The organism is Pectobacterium punjabense (genome assembly GCF_012427845.1).
Taxonomy (GTDB): Bacteria; Pseudomonadota; Gammaproteobacteria; order Enterobacterales; family Enterobacteriaceae; genus Pectobacterium; species Pectobacterium punjabense.
Genome location: NZ_CP038498.1, coordinates 391,746 through 413,094, shown reverse-complemented (window position 1 = coordinate 413,094; position 21,349 = coordinate 391,746). Strand labels below are relative to the sequence as shown.

Annotated in this window: 22 protein-coding genes; 11 read left to right on the top strand and 11 right to left on the bottom strand. The window is 51.4% G+C overall.

Annotated features, from left to right (window positions below; all coding sequences use genetic code 11):
- Window positions 1-24: 24 nt before the first annotated feature.
- Together E2566_RS01920 and E2566_RS01915 are read right to left on the bottom strand one after the other, a co-directional pair.
- Window positions 25-528, bottom strand: a complete 504-nt coding sequence (locus tag E2566_RS01920; RefSeq protein ID WP_107170926.1) for an SUKH-3 domain-containing protein — start codon at window positions 526-528, stop codon at window positions 25-27.
- An 88-nt stretch (window positions 529-616) separates the two neighbouring features.
- Window positions 617-952, bottom strand: a complete 336-nt coding sequence (locus tag E2566_RS01915) for a DUF2314 domain-containing protein (protein WP_107170925.1) — start codon at window positions 950-952, stop codon at window positions 617-619.
- A 252-nt stretch (window positions 953-1,204) separates the two neighbouring features.
- Between E2566_RS01915 and E2566_RS01910 the strand changes: the two genes are divergently transcribed.
- From E2566_RS01910 to E2566_RS01875, 8 genes are all read left to right on the top strand, one after another.
- Entirely contained in the window at window positions 1,205-3,607 is a 2,403-nt protein-coding gene (locus E2566_RS01910) for a TonB-dependent receptor domain-containing protein (protein ID WP_107170924.1), read from the top strand.
- 418 nt (window positions 3,608-4,025) lie between these two features.
- Complete coding sequence (locus tag E2566_RS01905) at window positions 4,026-5,576, top strand: BglG family transcription antiterminator (RefSeq protein ID WP_107170923.1); 1,551 nt, start codon at window positions 4,026-4,028, stop codon at window positions 5,574-5,576.
- A 48-nt stretch (window positions 5,577-5,624) separates the two neighbouring features.
- The gene (locus E2566_RS01900) at window positions 5,625-6,104 is read left to right on the top strand and encodes a PTS sugar transporter subunit IIA (protein WP_010280230.1); all 480 of its coding nucleotides are present in this window, start codon (window positions 5,625-5,627) and stop codon (window positions 6,102-6,104) included.
- A gap of 13 nt (window positions 6,105-6,117) precedes the next feature.
- Window positions 6,118-6,432 carry a PTS fructose transporter subunit IIB gene (locus tag E2566_RS01895; protein WP_039462704.1) on the top strand — a complete coding sequence of 105 codons (315 nt, stop codon included), beginning with the start codon at window positions 6,118-6,120 and terminating at the stop codon, window positions 6,430-6,432.
- A 25-nt stretch (window positions 6,433-6,457) separates the two neighbouring features.
- The gene (locus E2566_RS01890; RefSeq protein ID WP_107170922.1) at window positions 6,458-7,549 is read left to right on the top strand and encodes a PTS fructose transporter subunit IIC; all 1,092 of its coding nucleotides are present in this window, start codon (window positions 6,458-6,460) and stop codon (window positions 7,547-7,549) included.
- A gap of 11 nt (window positions 7,550-7,560) precedes the next feature.
- Window positions 7,561-8,412, top strand: coding sequence for a class II fructose-bisphosphate aldolase (locus tag E2566_RS01885; protein ID WP_107170921.1), 852 nt, complete (start codon window positions 7,561-7,563; stop codon window positions 8,410-8,412).
- A gap of 88 nt (window positions 8,413-8,500) precedes the next feature.
- A complete protein-coding gene (locus E2566_RS01880) occupies window positions 8,501-9,364 on the top strand; it encodes a ketose-bisphosphate aldolase (RefSeq protein ID WP_107170920.1) in 864 nt (287 codons plus the stop codon).
- A 202-nt stretch (window positions 9,365-9,566) separates the two neighbouring features.
- Window positions 9,567-10,148, top strand: a complete 582-nt coding sequence (locus tag E2566_RS01875) for an NAD(P)H-dependent oxidoreductase (RefSeq protein ID WP_107170919.1) — start codon at window positions 9,567-9,569, stop codon at window positions 10,146-10,148.
- Between the two features lie 40 nt (window positions 10,149-10,188).
- On the opposite strand, the gene E2566_RS01870 is transcribed toward E2566_RS01875, so the two are convergent.
- From E2566_RS01870 to nudF, 6 genes are all read right to left on the bottom strand, one after another.
- Window positions 10,189-11,085: a LysR family transcriptional regulator gene (locus E2566_RS01870; RefSeq protein ID WP_107170918.1), complete on the bottom strand. Its 897-nt coding sequence runs from the start codon at window positions 11,083-11,085 to the stop codon at window positions 10,189-10,191.
- A 42-nt stretch (window positions 11,086-11,127) separates the two neighbouring features.
- Window positions 11,128-13,023, bottom strand: coding sequence for a DNA topoisomerase IV subunit B (gene parE, locus E2566_RS01865; protein WP_107170917.1), 1,896 nt, complete (start codon window positions 13,021-13,023; stop codon window positions 11,128-11,130).
- 84 nt (window positions 13,024-13,107) lie between these two features.
- Window positions 13,108-13,689: an esterase YqiA gene (yqiA, locus tag E2566_RS01860; protein ID WP_010297435.1), complete on the bottom strand. Its 582-nt coding sequence runs from the start codon at window positions 13,687-13,689 to the stop codon at window positions 13,108-13,110.
- Window positions 13,689-14,516, bottom strand: a complete 828-nt coding sequence (gene cpdA, locus E2566_RS01855) for a 3',5'-cyclic-AMP phosphodiesterase (RefSeq protein ID WP_107170916.1) — start codon at window positions 14,514-14,516, stop codon at window positions 13,689-13,691. The genes yqiA and cpdA overlap by 1 nt, the downstream gene beginning before the upstream one ends.
- Before the next feature lie 106 nt (window positions 14,517-14,622).
- Window positions 14,623-15,057 (bottom strand): DUF1249 family protein, encoded by a 435-nt coding sequence (locus E2566_RS01850; protein ID WP_069704158.1) that lies wholly within the window; start codon window positions 15,055-15,057, stop codon window positions 14,623-14,625.
- A 1-nt stretch (window position 15,058) separates the two neighbouring features.
- Entirely contained in the window at window positions 15,059-15,691 is a 633-nt protein-coding gene (gene nudF, locus E2566_RS01845) for an ADP-ribose diphosphatase (RefSeq protein WP_107170915.1), read from the bottom strand.
- 338 nt (window positions 15,692-16,029) lie between these two features.
- Between nudF and tolC the strand changes: the two genes are divergently transcribed.
- The 3 genes from tolC to E2566_RS01830 all read left to right on the top strand — a co-directional run bounded on the left by tolC (window position 16,030) and on the right by E2566_RS01830 (window position 19,546).
- Window positions 16,030-17,424 carry an outer membrane channel protein TolC gene (gene tolC / locus E2566_RS01840; protein WP_107170914.1) on the top strand — a complete coding sequence of 465 codons (1,395 nt, stop codon included), beginning with the start codon at window positions 16,030-16,032 and terminating at the stop codon, window positions 17,422-17,424.
- A gap of 281 nt (window positions 17,425-17,705) precedes the next feature.
- Entirely contained in the window at window positions 17,706-18,374 is a 669-nt protein-coding gene (locus E2566_RS01835) for a DUF1190 family protein (protein ID WP_107170913.1), read from the top strand.
- A gap of 11 nt (window positions 18,375-18,385) precedes the next feature.
- Window positions 18,386-19,546, top strand: a complete 1,161-nt coding sequence (locus tag E2566_RS01830; protein ID WP_107170912.1) for a glutathionylspermidine synthase family protein — start codon at window positions 18,386-18,388, stop codon at window positions 19,544-19,546.
- Between the two features lie 206 nt (window positions 19,547-19,752).
- Here E2566_RS01830 and ygiD read toward each other — a convergent pair whose 3' ends face one another.
- The 3 genes from ygiD to E2566_RS01815 form a co-directional block, all read right to left on the bottom strand.
- On the bottom strand, window positions 19,753-20,538 hold the full coding sequence (gene ygiD / locus E2566_RS01825; protein ID WP_107170911.1) for a 4,5-DOPA-extradiol-dioxygenase: 786 nt from the start codon (window positions 20,536-20,538) through the stop codon (window positions 19,753-19,755).
- Between the two features lie 179 nt (window positions 20,539-20,717).
- Window positions 20,718-21,005 (bottom strand): type II toxin-antitoxin system RelE family toxin, encoded by a 288-nt coding sequence (locus E2566_RS01820; RefSeq protein ID WP_107170910.1) that lies wholly within the window; start codon window positions 21,003-21,005, stop codon window positions 20,718-20,720.
- The gene (locus E2566_RS01815; RefSeq protein ID WP_039282788.1) at window positions 20,995-21,249 is read right to left on the bottom strand and encodes a type II toxin-antitoxin system Phd/YefM family antitoxin; all 255 of its coding nucleotides are present in this window, start codon (window positions 21,247-21,249) and stop codon (window positions 20,995-20,997) included. Before E2566_RS01815 ends, E2566_RS01820 begins: the two co-directional genes overlap by 11 nt.
- Window positions 21,250-21,349 lie beyond the last annotated feature (100 nt).

Sequence of the window (21,349 nt, the reverse complement as noted above, 5' to 3'; positions counted from 1 at the left end):
ATCCAACGTTACCGAAGCAAGCGGCTAGCAGTAATGGTGGACGCTCGGATGATCGGCAGTAATCGTCTCGCCATAGACGGATATTGACGGTTGGTCTGGCCGCAGCATGGGTTTCCCCTTCCGGCCAAGCAGAATGCGCTCAACAGCGACCTCAAAAGACGCCCCTTCAAACCAGAATGCCTCATGTATAAAGCTCATCCCGTAGCAGGCACCCGCGCTATCCATCAGCAAGGCAGCGTGCGAATGATGAGTCTCACCAATGAGAATCAGCGTCGTATTCAGAATACCTTGCCACTCAAGTAGCGTTTCATCCTCCTGCAAATCCTCACTGCCGCCAAAAATAATATCACCACTGGCGCACTCTTCTCCTGCGCCGCACTGCCCGACCGTCAACCCGCTGAACGCGTGCAGGATGTCAGCGGCCGGATGATTCTCTGGCACAAACGGCGGGATTGGTTGCGGTTCGACATGCGGCCAGCCTGCCGCGTGAAACAGTGGAAAAACAGATTGAGGTATTTCAATAAACATCGTTAGTCACCTTGCATCATAGGATCGCCGTACTGCGACGCTAAACATAGTGAAATCAGCACGAACATCACTCGTGTTAGCGATGCCGTTATTCATTCTTTCCATAGATAGCAATCACGTGGCAAGCATGAAACGTAACCGTCTGACCGCATTGCACACAGTCGCTTCCCGTAGGCTCGTTATCTAAAACCCCTTCGTAAAACGCTGGGTGCTTTTTCGTCACGTTGACCCACATTCTTTCTACTGAAAGATCGTCAGAGCCCGCCGTTTCCTCCATACGGAAGATCAACTTAACAAAATCTCCGGGTTCCAGCGATTCACGCATTGCTTTGGCCGGAATCCAGAATGAATCTGGGTACTCACGGTTAATCGCTTCGCCATCGTCCAGCTCGTAGCGATCGGTTTCGTAAGTCGGTAATTTCATTACACCTCATTGATACATCACGCAGGCACAGCCTGCTTTAGAGTTTGCTAGCCGACAAACCGTTTCATTAAGAATTATTCATCATCATTGCCGCAACAAACGATAATGATTAACATATTGATAATAATTATCATTACCACATGATAGTTAATGTTATTCGCCGTTTTGCATTTCCCTTGCAGACGTTAGCTACCAGCACGCCATGTTTCCTCAACGCCGCTGGCCAGAACAACCTTATAGCAGAGTATCATTATGTTAATTAACAAGAATTTAAATAAAATTCTTCTCACCGGCATCTTGACTGGCGCCGCGCTGAACAGCATGGCAGCGGATAGCACCACAGGCAACAACGCACTCAACGTGAAGAAGCAAGACAATCCAGCGGCTAAAACGGAACCGACGGGTGACGTCATGACTGTGCACGCACCTGAAGTTGAGAAAAAAGCGGGCTCATCAGTTGCAATCACAGCCAATGACATGCAGAAAAATGGCGGTAACGATTTTGGCACCATCATGCGTTACCAGCCGTTAATCAGCGCAACGGGCTCCAGCGGCGGTAGCAATACGGGGAAAAGTGGCTTCGACCGCGGTGGCTACACGGGCTACAACATTCGCGGGATAGAAAGCAACCGTGTTGCGATCGATACCGATGGCATCGCTCTGCCTAATGCAACAGGTCGTAGCTACGCCAGCCGCGCCGGATTCAATACGTTCGGTATGGGACGCGACTATATCGATCCTTACCTGTACAGCCGCGTTGATATTGAGTCAGGCGTCACCTCCGCAGAAAATACCATCAGCGCACTCGGAGGCAGCGTCTCATTTCGACCAAAATCTGCCGATGATTATCTGAAAGCGGGTAAGCAAGACTACTTCGGTCTTCAGAGTGACTTCGACTCTGCCAACCATGGTTGGCATAACGGCATCACCGCCGCAGGCGGGGATGCCGAACTGCGCGGCATTGTCGTACTCAGCCGTCGTGACGGCCAGCAAACGCGCAATAACAGCGACGAGATCGCCGCTTACCCTGCCAACTGGCACTCTAACGCCATTTTGGCGTCCGGTATTTGGCAGGCCAACGACGAGCATCAACTCACCGGTACGCTGGATTATTATCATAAAACCAACCACACCCATTACGATTACTGGGGTAACTTGCCAAGCGGCAACAATACCATTTACGGCACGGCGCAACAGAGCAGCGAGACACGCCGTTGGAGCGCCAGCCTGAAAGATCGCTGGACGCCCGTTAACAACACGCTGGTTGATCTGGTTGATAGCCGCATTTACTTCCAAAACAGCGAATCACACGACAATACCTGGTTACCAGCGACAACAGGAATGGCGGCAGCCGATAGCCACCGCGTCTATTCTGATTACAATGTAAAAACGTACGGCTTCGATACCCACCTGGTGAAAAGCTGGGATCGTCACGAGTTTAGCTGGGGTCTCAATGCCAGCCAAACCAAGACAGAGCGTCCATTCAGGCAATCGCCTAACCAAACGGGTGCGAATAATATCATGCAGCCAGAAGCCGATAGCGACAGCTACACCGTCGGCGGCTTCGTGCAAGATACTATCTCTTGGGATCTGGCCGGGCACGCCTTCTCGGTTGTTCCAGCCGTGCGCGCCGTCCACCAGCGTACCAAACCGACCAATACGGTTCGCCTGAGCGGTGACGGTAGTGTCATCAGTGAATCCGATGTCAACAGACTGTACGGTAAAGCCAACAGTGATACGCAAATTCTGCCTTCACTGAGTTTCCTCTACGACATAACCCCAACGCTGACAACCTATTTGCAGTACCGCCGCGGCGCACAGTTCCCCGATGCCAGCCAGCTTTATGGCAGCACCAATCTTGATGCCAACTTTGCTGGGCCTATACAGTACGCCTTTATCGGCAATAGCGACCTCAAAACGGAAACCAGCAACAACGTAGAATGGGGATTAAAAGGCGAGGCAACAGAGGGCGTCACCTTCCGCACGGCGCTGTTCTACAACACGTATAAGAACTTTATCGCCAATACCCGCTACCGCCGTGCTGCTAACCCCGATAAATTTACCAATGTGCCAAACAATATCAATACGATATTTCAGGCAGAAAATCGTGATAAAGCCTACATCTACGGCGGTGAAATCAGCAGCAAAATACAGCTAGGCACCTGGTTCCCAACGGTTGATGGGCTCAGCACCACGTTGGCGTTTGGTTATACCAAAGGTCAATCACAATCTCGCTACCTTGGCGACCGCTATGTCGATCTCGACAGCGTAGCCCCGATGAAAGCGGTTGTTGGCATCGCCTATGACGATCCTTCACAGCGCTACGGTGCCGCTCTGACGTCGACCTTCCAGAAAGGGAAACAGGCGAAGGATACCAGCCGTGAAAGCTATACCAATGCAGGCAACGCGATTACTGGCTCAACAGCCGAATATATGCGGATTCCCGGCTATGGCATGGTGGATCTGACCGCCTACTATCGCGTGACCAAAGACGTGAAAATCAGTGGTGGCGTGTATAACCTGACGGACCGTAAATATTGGGACTACCTGAGCAGCCGTCAGATTGAAACCAATGACCGACAAGGGCAATACGATCGCGCGCTGTCTACTGCTCCCGGCCGTTCCTTCCAGCTTGGTGTGAATGTGGACTTCTAATCGGCACGATGCGCTGATTTACTGAAATAAGGCGATGTTCAGTTCGGGCATCGCTACCTTATCAGGCAAGAAAGCGCACCACGGCTTTCTTGCTTTTTTTATTTCCCCTCGCTCTGACTTGCTCATATTCTTATTTTCACTGCATTTTTTAACGAAACAATTAATATGCAGGTGAGATCACAATTATTACCCATGATAGCGTGATCGCGATCCCAATTAATATCCACTCAACACCCTGTTTTATTTTTGTCCTATTCGGCGGACAGCATTTAGTATTGTCCCTATCGACTATCACGACTAGATTAATCACTACAGCACGCTATTTAAATAAATGCACAGAAAAATAAAACAGGGAATCATTTAGAAAAAATTATCAATTCGATAAGCATCAGAAAATCTAAATACGCATGAGGGTAATATGATGCAACCACTCACCTCCCGTCAGAACCGTTTATTGAAATATCTGTTACAACACCAGGGATATGTAACGGTTAAAGATATTGCACAGTACCTCGATGTGTCGGAAAAAACCGTCTATCGTGATATGCAATTTGTCGAAGCCTTCCTTTCTGTCTGGAATATTTATCCAGACAAAAAGGTTGGTGCGGGAATCATGTTAACCACAGATGACGATCGACACCGCGCATTGCTGGAACAGCAAATTGTCGTGGATGACGGGGATGCCGATGCGCTGATCAACAATGCGCGTCGCGTCAAAATTGCCTCGCAGCTGTTAAGCGATACGCCTCATGAAACGTCTATCAGCAAGCTGTCAGAACGCTATTTTATCAGCAGCGCCTCTATCGTTAACGACCTGAAAATCATCGAAAGCTGGCTACATCCACTGGGGCTGACGCTGGTGCGCAGCCAGAGTGGCACGCACATTGAAGGCAGTGAAAATCAGGTACGTCAGGCAATGGCCTCGCTCATTAATGACGTCATGCACCACAAAGAACCCGGCCCGCTAAGCCATTCTCGTCTCGACCCCGGCAGCTATAAAGCGCTGGTTAACTATTTCGGTGAAGAAGACGTGTCCTTCGTCGAATCGCTGTTACAGGGCATGGAAAGACAGCTTTCTTATCCGCTCGGTGAGCCCTATTACATCAATATTTTCACGCATACCTTAATTATGATGCACCGTATTGTGCAGGGAAAAGCGTTAATGATGGCGGAAGAATCCGTTCATCAGCAGATTGATAATCGTATATTCTCCATCGCTCAAAATATGGTGAGCCAAATAGAGCAGCGAGTCGAGAGCACGCTACCTTCGGATGAAGTCTGGTTTATTTACCAATATATTATTTCTTCCGGCATTGTGATGGAGGAACGGGCGAATAACCAACTGCTTCGCTATCAATTCTCTAACGGTGAATCGCGCAGAATCACGCGCGCATTGACGCAGATATTTTCTGATTTAATTAATATCGATTTGCGCTCGGATAAGTTATTACATGAGGGATTGCTTATTCACATCAAGCCGTTGCTTAACCGTTTAAAGTACCAAATACATATTCGAAACCCGTTATTAGACGATATAAAAAATGAATTTATCGATATTTATGACATGACTCAGCAGGCAATGAGCGAAGTCTGTCAGCGGTTCCAATTAAAACCGGTCGCTGAGGATGAAATTGGCTATCTGACCATTCATTTTCAAGCCGCGCTGGAACGCCAAATTGCCCATAAACGTATTCTGGTGGTGTGTTCCAGCGGCGTAGGAACATCACATCTATTAAAAAATCGTATCCTGCGTGCATTTCCTGACTGGATTATTGTTGGCGTGATCTCTGCCAGTAATATGCAGACGTTTTGCCAACAGGAAGAGATTGAGTTGATTATTTCTACGATTCATCTGGAAGAGCAACACATTCCTGTCGTCTATGTTTCCGCCTTTTTTAACGACGATGACATTAAGCGTGTTACCGAAAAAGTTATCGCTAATCAGCTGCATCAGGCCGTCCCTCACTGATTTTCGGCCTAACGTTAATTTTTCAAATTTATAGATGAGGTGTGATAAATGGATATCAATAAAATATTGAATGCCAATCGCGTGAAGCTCAATATGTCCGCGACTAATAAAGATGAAGCCATTAATGAATTAACCGATCTGCTGTATGCCGATGGTGCCATTACCAATAAACAAGATTTTATTCACGATGTCTGGTTACGTGAAGCGGAAGGGTCAACCGGTTTTGAAAACCATATTGCGATCCCTCATGGGAAATCCTCCGCCGTAAAACAGACCACGCTCGCGATTGGCCGCACCCGTCAGGATATTCCGTGGGAAACGCTGGACGGTAGCCAGGTTCGCTGCATTATTCTTTTTGCCGTGCGTCTGGAAGATCAGAACACGACACATATTCGCCTGCTGTCTCAGGTTGCCAGTGCGCTGGCCGATGATGAGGTGATTGCTCAACTGCTGGACGAATCCGATCCCCATAAAATTATTCGGCTGTTTAGTCAGTATGCAGAAACAGCGCCCGTCACTCCGACATAAAACGAGGCTCAAAATGAATATTGTTTGTGTTGCCGCCTGCACGGCAGGCATTGCGCATACTTATATCGCACGCGAGAAACTCATTAAGGGTGCCAACGCCTTAAATTACACTATCAAAGTAGAAACTCAGGGAACTATTGGTACAGAGAATGAATTAACGCCTGATGAAATAGCCGCAGCCGATGTCGTTATTCTGGCCATCGATATAAAAATAACAGGCGAAGAGCGATTTAAAGGTAAGCCTATTGTTCGGGTAAAAACGGAGGTCGTTATTAAATCTCCGATTAAATTTCTGGAAAAAGTCGCTAGTTCTTTAGCGGGTGCCTGAATATCTCAATTTCGGGGTAATAATTATGAACACCAGAAAAATCACCGTTGGACAGGAAATAAAGCGGCATCTTCTTACCGGTATTTCCTGGATGATCCCGCTCATTGTCGCCGCCGGGATCTGTATTGCCCTCGGGCAGGTTATCGGCGGTCCGGATGTCGGCAAGCAAACCGGCAGTATTGCGTGGATGCTCAATCAGATCGGCGGTTGGGGCATGGGGCTGATTGTGCCGCTCATCAGCGCCGCTATCGCTTACTCCATTGCCGACCGTCCCGGCTTCGCTCCCGGCCTGATCGTAGGTTTTATCTGCGGTCAGATTCAAACCGGCTTTATCGGCGGTATTCTCGGCGGCTTCTTAGTCGGCTACACCGTGCTACTGCTGCGCCGCTACATCAAACTACCCACCTCGATGCAGGGGCTGATGCCCGTCATGATCCTGCCGTTGCTCAGCACCATTATCGCCGGGCTGCTGATGATGACGTTTATCGGCCAGCCCATCGTCTGGCTGCAAAAAGCGCTGATTCATCTACTGGAATCGATGCAGGGCGGATCGAAATTCCTGATGGGGGCGATATTAGGCGCGATGGCGACCTTCGATTTCGGCGGACCGGTGAACAAGACGATGTCACTCTTCGCGGATGGCATGCTGGTCGATGGTATCTACGGACCTGAAGCCGTCAAATTTGTCGGCTCAATGATTCCGCCCTTCGGCATCACGCTGTCCTTCCTGCTGACCCGCTACAAATACACCCGCGCTGAAAAAGAGGCGTTGAAAGCCGCCTTCCCGATGGGGATCTGCATGATTACCGAAGGTGTCATCCCCATTGCCGCACGTGACCTGTTCAGAGTCGTTGCCAGTTGCGTCGTTGCCTCCGCTATCGCGGGCGGACTCATCATGGTCTGGGGCGTGGAGGCACCCGTGCCACACGGCGGCATGTTTGTCGTCCCGCTGTTTACCAAACCGCTGATGTTCTGTCTGGCGCTCGGTATCGGCACGGTCATCTGCGGCGTAATGCTGTCGCTGATTAAGAAACGCGTGACGCAGGCAGATGAAGAGTTCGACGACGTTGACGACAGCAACGTGCGTGACGAAGACATTAAATTCACTCTCGAATAACAGGAGCCGCCATGTATGCCGCAATGAAAGCCCTCATTGATGACGCGTATCAACAGCAGTATGCCGTGCTCGCCATCAACTGTTTCAACCTGGAGACTGCGCGGGCGGCCATTGCCGCCGCCGAGCAACAGCGTGCGCCGCTGATCCTGAATGTGTATCAGGGTCACAGCGCACACTTTCCGCCGCATCTCGCGGTGCCGCTGGCTAAAGCGCTGGCCGAACAAGCCACCGTTCCCGTGGCGCTCAGTCTGGATCACGGTACAGCATTCAGCCTGATTGGTCAGGCGTTCCGCGCCGGTTTTACCGGACTGATGATCGATGCCTCCAGCCATCCGCTGGCGGAAAACATCCAGCGCACACAGCAGGTAGTTGCCATCGCCACAACTGCTGGCGTCTGTGTGGAAGGTGAATTGGGTCATATCGCCGACGCGCCGGTCTACGACCAAGAGGACGCCGCGGTGAAAATGACACAGGTGGAGGACGTCGTTCCCTTTATCCGCCAAACCGGTATCGACCTGCTTGCCGTGTCGGTCGGCACCGCACACGGTATTTATCCTGCTGGGGTAACACCACGGATTGATTTCGAGCGACTTGAAGCACTGCATCGGGAATCAACGGTGCCATTGGCGCTGCACGGCGGCAGCGGCACCAAGGCTGACGACATTCGCCGCGTCAGCCGTCACGGCGTCGCCAAAATCAACGTCGGCGCGGCCGTTTTTGAGGCAGGAAAAACGGCATTGCAGCAAACGCTGCATCAGCACCCAACGGCGGAGCTGTCCGACTTACTGGCAATGATGGAGTCCGCCTGCCGCGACGTGGTCGTCGATTATCTTGGTTGGTCAGGTTCAGCCAACAAAGCCTGACCGTTAGCCCTTTACTCACTTTCTCATCAGTGGTTTTCCACTGGTACAGGAACGCTTTGCCCTTTATCCGACACAGGAGAGACATAACATGTTGATTTCAATGACCGATATCCTGAGACCCACGCGTGAACACCGTTTCGCTATTGGCGCGTTTAACGTCGCCGATAGCTGCTTTATCCGCGCCGTAGTGGAAGAAGCCGAAGCAACGAATACTCCTGCCATTATTTCTATTCACCCGAGCGAGCTGGAATTCGTGACCGATGAGTTCTTCGCCTATGTGCGAGAAAGAACGCTGCGCAGCCCCGTACCGTTTGTCATCCACCTCGATCATGGCGCCTCGATCGCACACGTTTTGCGTGCCATTCAGTGCGGGTTTACCTCCGTCATGATCGACGGATCGCTGCTGCCTTATGAGGAGAACGTGGCGCTCACCACGGAAGTGGTGAAACTGGCGCACGCCGTTGGCGTTTCCGTGGAGGGGGAGTTAGGCACGATTGGTGACACCGGCACCACGATAGAAGGCGGCGTCAGCAAAGTGATCTACACCGACCCCGAACAGGCGGAAGATTTCGTCAACCGGACGGGCGTTGATACATTAGCCGTCGCCATCGGCACGGCGCACGGCATTTACCCCAAAGACCTGAAGCCAGAGCTGCAAATGCATATCCTGCGGGATATTTCGCAACGGGTTTCGATTCCGCTTGTCCTGCATGGCGGTTCAGCCAACCCGGACGCCGAAATTGCCGAAGCGGTGACGCTTGGCGTGGGCAAAATCAATATCTCCAGCGACATGAAATTCGCCTATTTCCAGAAAGCGCGAGAAATCCTCAGTCGTGAAACCTGGTGGGACCCTAATGCCATCTACCCGGAACCGATTAAGGCGGCAAAAGAGGTGATTCGCTATAAAATGGCGCTCTTCGGCTCCACGGGAAAAGCCAGTTTATATCGATAGATACGCCACACGATCTGCACAAGGCAAGGGAGGATTCTCTTGCCTTTTCCTCCGACCACATTATTTCAATAGAACACTATCCTGCTTCTGATTGTTGATATTCAGTCAACAGTGTTATGCGCTACCGCCCATTTTTCTGCACGAATCTCTCCTCTAGACTACGCCCAACCTCTTCGTTGATAACCTATTCGAGAACAGACCTATGCAGAACACATTGCTGATTAACGCGGGCAAATCGTTCGCTCATTCCAAAGGCGAATTGAACCATACCCTTACTGAGGTCGCCGCCAGTTTTCTACGCGATAAAGGTCACGACGTTCGTGTGACGGTCGTGGACAACGGCTATGATATTGAACAGGAAATTCAGAACTACCTGTGGGCCGATACCATCATTTATCAGATGCCGGGTTGGTGGATGGATACGCCGTGGATCTTGAAGAAATACATCGATGACGTGTTTACCGCCGGTCACGGCTCGCTTTACGCCAGCGATGGCCGCAGCCGTTCGGATGCCAGCAAGAAATACGGTTCTGGTGGGCTATTACAAGGCCGCAAATATATGCTGTCTCTGACGTGGAATGCGCCGCTGGAAGCCTTTGACGATCCCGATCAGTTCTTCCACGGTGTCGGGGTGGACGGAGTTTATCTGCCGTTCCACAAAGCTAACCAGTTTATCGGGCTATCCCCACTGCCGACCTTCATCTGCAATGATGTGATAAAGGCACCGGACGTCCCTGCTTATCTTGCAAACTACCGTCAGCATCTGGACGAACTCTTTGCCTAATCGGTGATTTACGCGCTTCGGTACCGCTGTGAATCACGCTTCACAGCGGGTTTTCCGTGAGCTTCTCGCTCATAAAATCAAGAAAACAGCTAATACGTGCCGCCAGTTGGCTATTGCGATAATACACCGCATAAACTGGCAGACTGGCTTCCACCGTTTCCTCGGTAAGGATCGGCACCAGTCGCCCCGCCGCCAAATCGTCCCGAATCAGGAAGGTAGACATACGCACAATCCCTTCGCCTCGTAGCGCAAGCTGGCGCAATATCTCACCATTTGATGCCAACAGCGCTGGCGTAATGGGATAAAAGTCCTGAAGCCCATGCCGAAGCGGCCAGTGGTTCAGCGACTCTACCTGAGTAAATCCCAGGCAAAGATGGTCAGCGAGTGACTCGACCGTCGTGGGTGTTCCGTGCTGTTGCAGATACTCAGGACTGGCGACAATGCGCAGTTTGCTTGATCCGAGCGGCCGCGCATGAATGGTGGAGTCTTTAAGCGTACCAATGCGAATGGCGATATCGATATGCTGTTCCAGCAGATCGATGATGAAATCATCCGTGTTGAGTTCAAGAATGATTTTTGGATAGCGGCGGCGAAATTCCGGCACCAGAGGTACAATCACATGCTGTATAAATGCGGAAGCCGAGTTGATCCGTAACCGCCCGCTCGGCTGCTCATGACGCAGCAACACCTGCTCTTCAGCATGTTCCACCGCGTGAATCACACCACGGGCGTGTTCAAGAAACATCGTGCCTTCTTCGGAAAGCGAGAGACGTCGCGTAGTACGATGCAGCAAGGTTGTACCCAGTTTGTCCTCCAGACGCCGCAACGCCCGGCTGATCCCCGATGTGGTTTGCCCAAGCTGTTCCGCTGCCGCCGTGATCGAGCCCATTTCGATCACAACGACAAAAGCCTGAAGTTCCTCAAGCGTGACTTTCATACGCGAATATACCTGCCGTCGATGAGGTACCTGAGCAAGACGTTATACTTCGATCTCCGCCTTGTCACCCTTCTCTTGCAGCCAGTTGCGACGATCTTCCGAGCGTTTCTTCGCCAGCAGCATATCCATCATCGCCATCGTCTGATCCATATCCTCGTCGTTGATGGTCAACTGCACCAGACGACGAGTGTTCGGGTCCAGCGTGGTTTCACGCAGCTGCAACGGATTCATTTCACCCAGACCTTTAAAGCGCTGTACGTTAGGCTTGCCTCTCTTGCGCTTAAGCTGTTCCAGCACGCCCGCTTTTTCCTCTTCGTCAAGCGCGTAGTAAACTTCTTTGCCCAGATCGATACGGTACAACGGCGGCATCGCGACATAAACGTGTCCGCCCTGAACCAGCGCCCGGAAGTGGCGGACAAACAGCGCGCACAGCAGTGTCGCGATGTGCAAACCATCGGAGTCCGCATCCGCCAGAATACAGATCTTACCGTAACGCAGTTGGCTGAGATCGGTGCTATCGGGATCGATACCGATCGCGACTGAGATATCGTGTACTTCCTGCGACGCCAGCACCTCATCGGAGGAGACTTCCCAGGTATTCAGGATCTTACCTTTCAACGGCATGATCGCCTGGAATTCACGTTCGCGCGCCTGTTTCGCCGAACCGCCCGCCGAGTCCCCTTCGACCAGAAACAATTCCGTCCGGTTAAGATCCTGCGAGGTACAATCCGCCAGCTTGCCCGGCAACGCCGGCCCGCTAGTCAGCTTTTTACGCACGACTTTTTTGGCAGCACGCATACGGCGTTGAGCGCTGGAAATGGCTAGCTCAGCCAGCTGTTCCGCAGCCTGCACGTTCTGATTCAGCCACAGGCTGAATGCGTCTTTCACGACGCCGGACACAAATGCGGCACACTGACGAGAAGAGAGGCGTTCTTTAGTCTGCCCGGCAAACTGCGGCTCCTGCATTTTTACCGACAGCACGTAGGCACAGCGTTCCCAGATATCATCTGCGCTCAGCTTCACACCGCGCGGCAGAATATTACGGAATTCGCAGAATTCACGCATCGCATCCAGCAGCCCCTGACGCAGGCCGTTCACGTGCGTCCCGCCCATTGGCGTCGGAATAAGGTTGACGTAGCTTTCCGTCAGCAGTTCACCGCCTTCCGGCAGCCAGAGCAGCGCCCAGTCTACGGCTTCAGTCTCGCCGGTAATCGAGCCCAGAAACGGTTTTTCTGGCAGCGTGATCAGGCCATTTACCGCCTCGCACAGGTAGTCGTTCAGACCATCCTGATAACACCAGCGCTGTTCGGTATTATTAACTTTATCTTTGAAGATGATTTCCACACCGGGGCATAAGACCGCTTTGGCCTTCAGCAGGTGCGTCAAACGGGATACGGAAAAACGGGGGCTGTCGAAGAATGTCTCATCCGGCCAGAAATGCACACGCGTACCGGTGTTACGACGTCCACAGCTCCCCGTTACGGTGAGTTCCTGTACTTTATCGCCGTTTGCAAACGCGATGTCATACACCTGGCCGTCACGCTTAACGGTGACTTCAACACGGGTAGACAGGGCGTTCACCACGGAAATCCCTACGCCATGCAAACCGCCCGAAAACTGATAGTTTTTACCCGAAAATTTGCCACCCGCATGCAGACGACACAAGATCAGCTCAACGGCGGGCACGCCCTCTTCCGGGTGGATATCCACCGGCATCCCACGGCCATCATCAATGACTTCTAGCGACTGATCGGCGTGCAGAATCACATCAATACGGCGCGCATGGCCCGCCAGCGCTTCATCAACGCTGTTATCTATGACCTCTTGTCCCAGATGGTTAGGACGCGTGGTATCGGTGTACATTCCCGGACGACGGCGCACCGGTTCCAGTCCGCTGAGTACTTCAATCGCATCAGCGTTATAACTTGATTGAGCCATAGTTTGCGTTAATTCTTTGAGTTCAGTGAATGGTGTTTAACAAACCGCTTTCGGCGATTCGTTTTTCAATGCATATGCGGCGGTTCAGTCTGTCGTGAGCCCTAAAAAATTCACAATCGGTGTGAAAAAGTGCTCAAATCCAACAAAGGCATGATTGCCCCCTGACTCCACAGTTTGACGGCAGGCCGTGTAATACGCGACTGCCTGACGATAGTCCAGAACCTCATCCCCCGTCTGCAACAGCAGCCAGAGCAAATCCGGCGATTCCAGCCGGTCAACCTGCATGACCTTCAGATCGTACACGTGCCGAGACTCTAGCACATATTGTTCGCCGGTGTAGGGGTTCTGGTATTCACCCAGATGGTCCAGCAACAGTTCAAACGGCTTCACCGCAGGATTCACCACCACGGCAGGCAGCATAAAACACTGGGATAGCCAAGTGGCATAATAACCACCGAGGGAAGAACCAACAATGCCCACCGGACGCCCCGCCCGCTCCATAATCAACGATTCCATCATCTCGGCGGCCTCCGCCGGATAAGGCGGAAGCTGTGGAATCACCATGTCAATTTCAGGATGCTGCTCTGCCAGCCACGTTTTCAGCGCCGTGGCTTTCGCCGACTGTGGCGTACTGTTGAAGCCATGAAGATAAAGAAGCGTAGGCATTAGTAACCGTCCGAATCCATATCAGGCAGGAATTCGCTGCCCGACAGGCGATAGACTTCAGTTTCCAGACGACCATCCGGCAGCAGATCCAAATAGCGCCATCCCGGTGCCACGTCATCAATAGTGAAATTAGTACAGTGCGGTTTGAACTGTACGCAGGTCGACGGCGTTGCCAGCAAACGTCGACCATGCCAGTCAAAATCCATCTCCTGATGAATATGCCCACACAGCACGGTGTTCACCTTCGGATAGCGATCCAGTACCGCAGACAGATTATGGGCGTTGCGCAAGCTGTGTTGATCGAGCCAGGTACAGCCGGAAGGATGAGGATGATGGTGCAGCAGCAGTAACGTAAAGCGGTCAGGCTGACTTTTCAGGCTACGCTCCAGCCATTCAAGCTGGTATTCACTCAGTTCACCGTGCGGTACGCCGAACACTTGGCTATCCAATAAGATGATCTGCCATTTGTCGCCCAGCAGTACATGCTTGGACGGCGCAATACCGGCATCAGCCAGCGCATCGACCATCGCGGGTTGGAAATCGTGGTTACCCGGAAGCCACACGCAAGGGGCTGGGATCTGTGCAATCCCGCGTGAGAAATGGTGATAGGCTTGCAGCGTATGATCCTGCGCCAAATCGCCCGTCGCCACAATCAAATCAAACGCATCCTGCCGAACCTTGATGGCATTCAGCACAGCGTGATAGCTACGATAGGTGTTGATACCCAGCAAGGTTTCATGCTCGCCCGCAAAAAGATGGGTATCTGTTATTTGTAAAATCCTGACTCTGGCGCCACTCGCCACAGGCAGTGTCAACAGGCTTTCCAAATGGTGTCCTTGGTTACGTAAATCTGTCTCTACCCGTCATCTTTCAAATTGCAGAGTACGTTGGTTTCCCTTATGGCTCGACGGCCACTTTCCTGCACATTGAAATCTATTGGGTATCAAAAACCGGTATCGACATCGAACCATACGCCAAACAATACTTTAGCCAATCAGCAAGAAACTGATTAATTTGATGCTTTTCGTCACGTTGGTGTAACTTCTTATTAGGATAATCATAACGTGCTTTGAAGCGAAAGATCTGCTGGCTGGCACACACTTCCGCAACCAACGCATCATGATACAGCCTAACGCTCATCATTGGCAGACTCCAATAGCTGACAGCAGGTGCCGTCTGCTTAATCTCAACCAATGACGTATAGCGAGTAGATTCAAGAATCGTCAGTTGATAGACCGCATTATTGACGTGATAAACCGCGATTTCACCAACTTCATCAATTTTTGGCAGCAAACGCCGCAATTGCATGAAGTTAGTTTCACATAGCCTCATCATGGCTGGGAAATCCGGGGTATAACGTTTCATCAATTCAATCCACCCACGTACGTTTCAGTTCTTCATGGTGCAACGCTAACCATTGCAAGGCAATGACAGATGCAGCGTTATCAACGATACCGTCCTCAACCCATTGATAACTTTGTTCTCGGCTCACCACATGCACGCGGATATCTTCGTTTTCTTCCGCCAGACCGTGAATCCCTTTCGCCGTACGTGTATCCACTTCGCCCACCATCACGGCCAGACGTTCACTGGTACCGCCGGGACTGGCAAGATAGTTGATTATCGGTCGGCAGCGGCCAACCCTTAATCCTGCTTCTTCTTCCGCTTCACGCCGTGCCACCTCTTCGTGACTTTCTCCTGGCTCAATCATGCCAGCCACCAGCTCAAACAGCCAGGGAGACGCACTGGTGTCATAGGCCGCAATACGAATCTGTTCTATCAGTACCACTTCATCCCGTACCGGATCGTAAGGCAGCAGCACGACGGCGTGACCACGCTCTAAGATCTCACGGCTGACTTCACCGCTCATACCGCCATTAAACAGGCGGTGGCGGAAACGGTAACGCTCCAGCGAAAAAAAACCGTCATACAGTTTTTCACGTGCAATAATTTCTACATCATCTTTGGTGAAAGTAACGGGGCCGGACACGGAAGACACCATAGCTGCACTCCTGTAACAAGTATTCATGGAATCCGGTATTGTAGGGCGGAACCCACTGTCATTATACTCATCATTGTTTTTGAGCATTTATTAGGCGTGACGTCAGCGAAACCGAGGGTTATACCCGCACACCGCATCGCTTTTCGGTATCTTACTGAACAACAAAACGTCGCACTGAATCACCCAAAGGGTCAATTTACCTGACCTTTCGGACGTATTGCGCTGAAAGATGGCACGTTCAGCTACCTTATCCTATTGGCAGATTCTGATAGAATCGACAATTATTCGTCTACAGACAGCGCTACCATAGCGAGATTGCTGCACAACAAGGAATGCAAATGAAGAAATTGCTCCCTCTTCTTATTGGTCTGAGCCTGGGTGGTTTTAGCGCCATGAGTCAGGCGGAAAACCTGTTACAGGTCTACCAGCAGGCAAAAAGCACCAACCCAGATTTACGCAGCTCTGCGGCAACGCGTGAAGCCGCGTTTGAAAGAATCAACGAAGCTCGCAGCCCGTTACTGCCGCAGTTGGGGATCAACGCGGGTTATACCTATAACAAGGGCTACCGTGACAGTAATGGCGTCAACAGCAATGAGAAAAGCGCGTCATTACAACTGACCCAGACGCTGTTCGACATGTCCAAATGGCGTGCGCTGACGCTGCAAGAAAAACAAGCCGGTATCGAAGACGTCGTGTACCAGACGGCACAGCAAAATCTGATGCTGAACACGGCGACCGCCTATTTCAATGTGCTGCGCGCGATTGACTCTTTGTCCTATATCAGCGCTCAGAAACAGGCAATTTATCGTCAGCTAGACCAAACGACGCAGCGCTTCAACGTGGGTCTGGTTGCGATTACCGATGTCCAGAACGCCCGTGCGCAGTATGACAGCGTGCTGGCTAATGAGGTTCTGACGCGTAATACGCTGGACAACGCACTGGAATCACTACGCCAGATTACTGGCAATTTCTATCCGCAGTTAGCGGGCCTGAACATCGAGCGTTTTTCGACTCAGAAACCTGAAGCCGTCAACAATCTGTTGAAAGAAGCGGAAAGCCGCAACTTGAACCTGTTGTCCGCACGTTTAAGCCAGGATTTGGCTCGTGAGCAAATTCGCTCATCCGAAACGGGCTATATGCCGACACTGGATCTCACCGCATCGACGGGTGTGAGCGATACCCGCTATTCAGGCTCAAGAACGCAGAGTGGTAATTCGTTTAACGATTCAGACGCTGGACAGCACCGAGTGGGTATCAACTTTACGCTTCCGCTGTACAACGGCGGTATCACCAACTCTCAGGTGAAGCAGGCACAGCACCGCTATGTCAGCTCCAGTGAGCTGCTGGAAAGTGCGCACCGTTCTGTGATCCAAGTTGTTCGTTCATCGTTCAACAACATCTCTGCTTCCATTAGCAGCATCAACGCTTACAAACAGGCTGAAGTGTCTGCACAAAGCTCTCTGGATGCAATGGAAGCGGGCTATCAGGTAGGAACACGTACCATCGTTGACGTCCTGGATGCCACCACCACGTTGTATAACGCCAAACAGCAACTCTCTAGCGCACGTTATGATTATCTGATCAACCAGTTAAACATTAAGTCCGCTCAGGGCACGCTGAATGAAAACGATCTGCAAGCGTTGAATGCGTCACTGGGTCAACCAGTATCAACCACGCCTACCGTAACGGACAACAGTGCCCCGCAGACGACGACTGCCTCAACGCAGCGTTAATCCGTAGCGGCGCTAGCCACTATCCGATACAAGGGGGAACCACCGTTCCCCCTTTTTCATGCCTACGCTTTCCCCACAGAAGAAGGTGACTGCACCGGAATGCTGAAGTTGTCACGTACGCTATAAAGCGAAACGTCGCACAACAGAGTGTATAACAACGTAAAGAGTCCGCTCGTTGCGGCCATTCATACCATTGGCGCTTTAAATTCAGGCAACGTTCCCCTATTCTTAGCGACACATATTTGTCATTAATCGTGACACTTTGCTCTGGGATAAACACAATGAAACGTACAAAAAATATTAATCAGGAAACGTTCCGCAAGGAATGGCGAACGTACCGTCTGGCACCTGTTGCCTTAGCCGTCAGCGCTGTATTTTTCCTCGCGGGCTGCGAACAAACCGATGAAACCGTCTCCCTCTACCAGAATGCGGATGACTGTTCGTCAGCTAACCCGTCAATGGCTGCCCAATGCACCACCGCATACAATAATGCATTAAAAGAAGCGGAAAAAACGGCACCCAAATACGCGACAAAAGAAGATTGCGTAGCAGAATTCGGTGAAGCACAGTGTACCCAAGCCCCTGCACAGGCAGGTATGGCAGCAGAATCGCAACAGGGCGGTGGGATGTCCTGGATGCCGCTGATGGCGGGTTACATGATGGGTCGAATGATGAGTGGCGGGGCTGGTTTCACACAGCAGCCGTTGTTCAGTTCAAAATCCCCCACCAGCCCGGCTAACGGCAAATTCGTTGATGCTGCTGGCAAAAACTACGGCAACGCGACGACAGGCCGTACCATGACGGTGCCTAAAACCGCACTCGCACCGAAGCCTGCAACGACATCCACCATTACGCGCGGTGGTTTTGGTGAAACCGTCGCCAAGCAAACCAGCATGCAGCGTAGCAGCGCTAGTTCAAACTCCAGCTCTTCCCGCAGTATGGGCGGCTGAGGACGTATCGAATGAAGCGGATAGATATTACTGCGCGTCCTGACTGGCAGGAAAAAGCGACCGAGTTTGGTTTTCGTTTTCACACCATGTACGGCGAGCCCTACTGGAGCGAAGAGGCTTACTACCAGTTCACGCTGGCTCAAATAGAAGAGCTGGAAGAAACGACAGCAGAGCTGCACCAAATGTGTCTGCAAGTGGTGGAAAAAGTCGTCAGCAGCGACACGCTGCTCACCAAATTCCGCATTCCCAAACACACCTGGGAATTCGTCAGACACTCATGGCGTACCCATCAGCCTTCGCTGTATTCACGTCTCGATTTGGCCTATGACGGCAAATCCCCAGCCAAGCTGCTGGAAAACAATGCGGATACACCGACGTCGTTGTACGAAGCCGCTTTTTTCCAATGGCTCTGGCTGGAAGATCAAATCAACGCTGGGAAGTTGCCGCAGAATTCAGACCAGTACAACAGCATTCAGGAAAAGCTGATTGAACGTTTTGAGGAGCTGAAGCTGAATCACGGCTTTGGCTTGCTGCACTTCGCTTGCTGTCAGGATACGGAAGAAGATCGCGGTACGGTGCAATATCTTCAGGACTGTGCGCTGGAAGCAGGCCTGCCGAGCGAATTTCTGTACATTGAAGAAATCGGTCTCGGTGAAAAAGGTCAGTTTACCGATCCCGAAAATCAGATAATTAGTAACCTGTTCAAGCTGTATCCGTGGGAATTCATGCTGCGCGAAATGTTTTCCACCAAGCTGGAAGATGCTGGCGTACGCTGGCTGGAGCCCGCCTGGAAAAGCATCATTTCCAATAAAGCGCTACTGCCGATGCTGTGGGAAATGTTCCCCAATCACCCCAACCTGCTTCCCGCCTACTTTGCGGAAGATGAACACCCCGAGCTAGACAGCTACGTCATCAAGCCACTGTTTTCACGTGAAGGGGCGAACATCCAAATCATCGAAAACGGGAAAGAGATAGCATCAGCCGACGGCCCTTATGGCGAAGAAGGCATGATTATCCAGCAGTATCACCCGCTACCGAAATTTGGCGACAGCTATACGCTAATTGGCAGTTGGCTGGTAGACGATCAGCCTTGCGGTATCGGCGTACGTGAAGATCGCGCGCTGATCACTCAGGATCTCTCGCGCTTCTATCCGCATACCATTCTGGATTAAGCAGAAAAATATACTCTAAATAATTCGAGTTGCATGGCGGCGGCAAGAGAAGGCATCCCGATGAGCTTACTCAGGTAAGTGATTCGGGTGACAAATCTGCCGGGAGCAGATTTAAGCGCAGCCAACATACATGCAGCTTGAAGTATGACGAGTATAGAAGGCACGGTGAAAACCGTGCCTTCTTCATTTCTAAAGCAAAGAGTCGGTTACCCCACCTGTACCGACAGCATACTTAGCGATCCCATCTCAAGCCCATCAACTGGAATGCTGATGGCTTCTCGACCATCCCAGCTTCCCAGAACATAGAGCAATGGAAGGTAATGGTCAGGAGTCGGGTTGGATAACGCAGCCCCTTCGTGCTGCATAAAATTAACCAACGGATGGTCGTTGCCCTGATAGGCCAGGTTATCACGCACAAATTGATTGAATGATATCGCCCACGGATATGCCTCCGCGTCGCCATCCCATTTCACCATCCGCAGGTTATGCACCACGTTGCCGCTCGCGACAATCATAATGCCTTCATCACGCAGTGCCGCCAGCTTGCGCCCTAGCTCGTAGTGATACTCAGCAGGCTGCGTGCCGTCTACGCTCAGTTGCACAACGGGAATATCCGCATTCGGGTACATCTTGATCAGCACGCCCCAGGAACCATGATCCAAACCCCATTGGCTGTGATCGGCGGTAACGGGATGCGGAGCCAGCACCTGCTGGATTCTCGCCGCTAACTCAGGTGAGCCGGGTGCCGGATACTGTGTATCAAACAGCGCCTTCGGGAAGCCACCAAAGTCATGAATGGTGCGTGGATTCTCCATCGCCGTCACGGCCGTACCACGGGTATACCAGTGGGCAGAAACCGCAATAATCGCCTTCGGACGTGGTAGCGTCTCACCCAGCGTTTGCCATGCCTGAGTATACGCATTGCTTTCCAACACGTTCATCGGGCTACCATGGCCGAGGAACAGTGCAGGCATCCGGGAAGTGTTGTTCATAGTCATATCCTCTGAAAGATGTCAGCGAACGTGCTAGCCGCACGCAATGACGTTACTTTACGCGCTTTATGACACAGAAAAAGTCAGAGTTATGTGATGAAGTACATCAATTAATTTGAAAGGCATGGCACACGGCAAGAAAAACTACCGACAAGGGATGGGACTCGCAAAAGACCAGATTAAGCAGAGCGACCTTTCGTATCAGAATAAATCTGGCTACCTTCGCGCTTTCCAACTCCCATAACCATCACAGTAATGGCCTCATCCTGGACCAAATACACCAGCCTGTAGCCAGCGGACCTAAGTTTAATTTTATACTGGTCTTTACGGCCATGAAGCTGGGCTGAAGGAACACGAGGGTTTTCCAAACGCTCAACCAGCTTTTTCTTGAACTGTTCCCGGACAGGATGCCCTAGCTTTTTCCATTCCTTCATTGCAGAAGGCACAAATTTTAACTTATAGATCATCGAGCGAAATCTCTTCCGCGTCAGCTAGCTCTGACATCCGATCATCAACGGTACGCCCCAGCTCTGCATCTTCAGCCAGTTCCATTAAATAGGCGAATACAGCAGGAGGCACACAGTAGAACGCCGGCTCATTCCGGTTCAGTATAGCGATAGTTTCACCTTCAGCAGCCCGAACCGTCCCCATCGGGTCACGTTTCAACTCAGTAATACTGGCGGCTGTGTTAGTTAGGATGTTGAAAGCCATAATTTCATTCACTCAATTCGGTTAGTCAAAGGCGACTTAAACACACTAATAATAGCACTTTTAAAAGCACTCATTATAGTATTTCCTAAGCATCACTTCA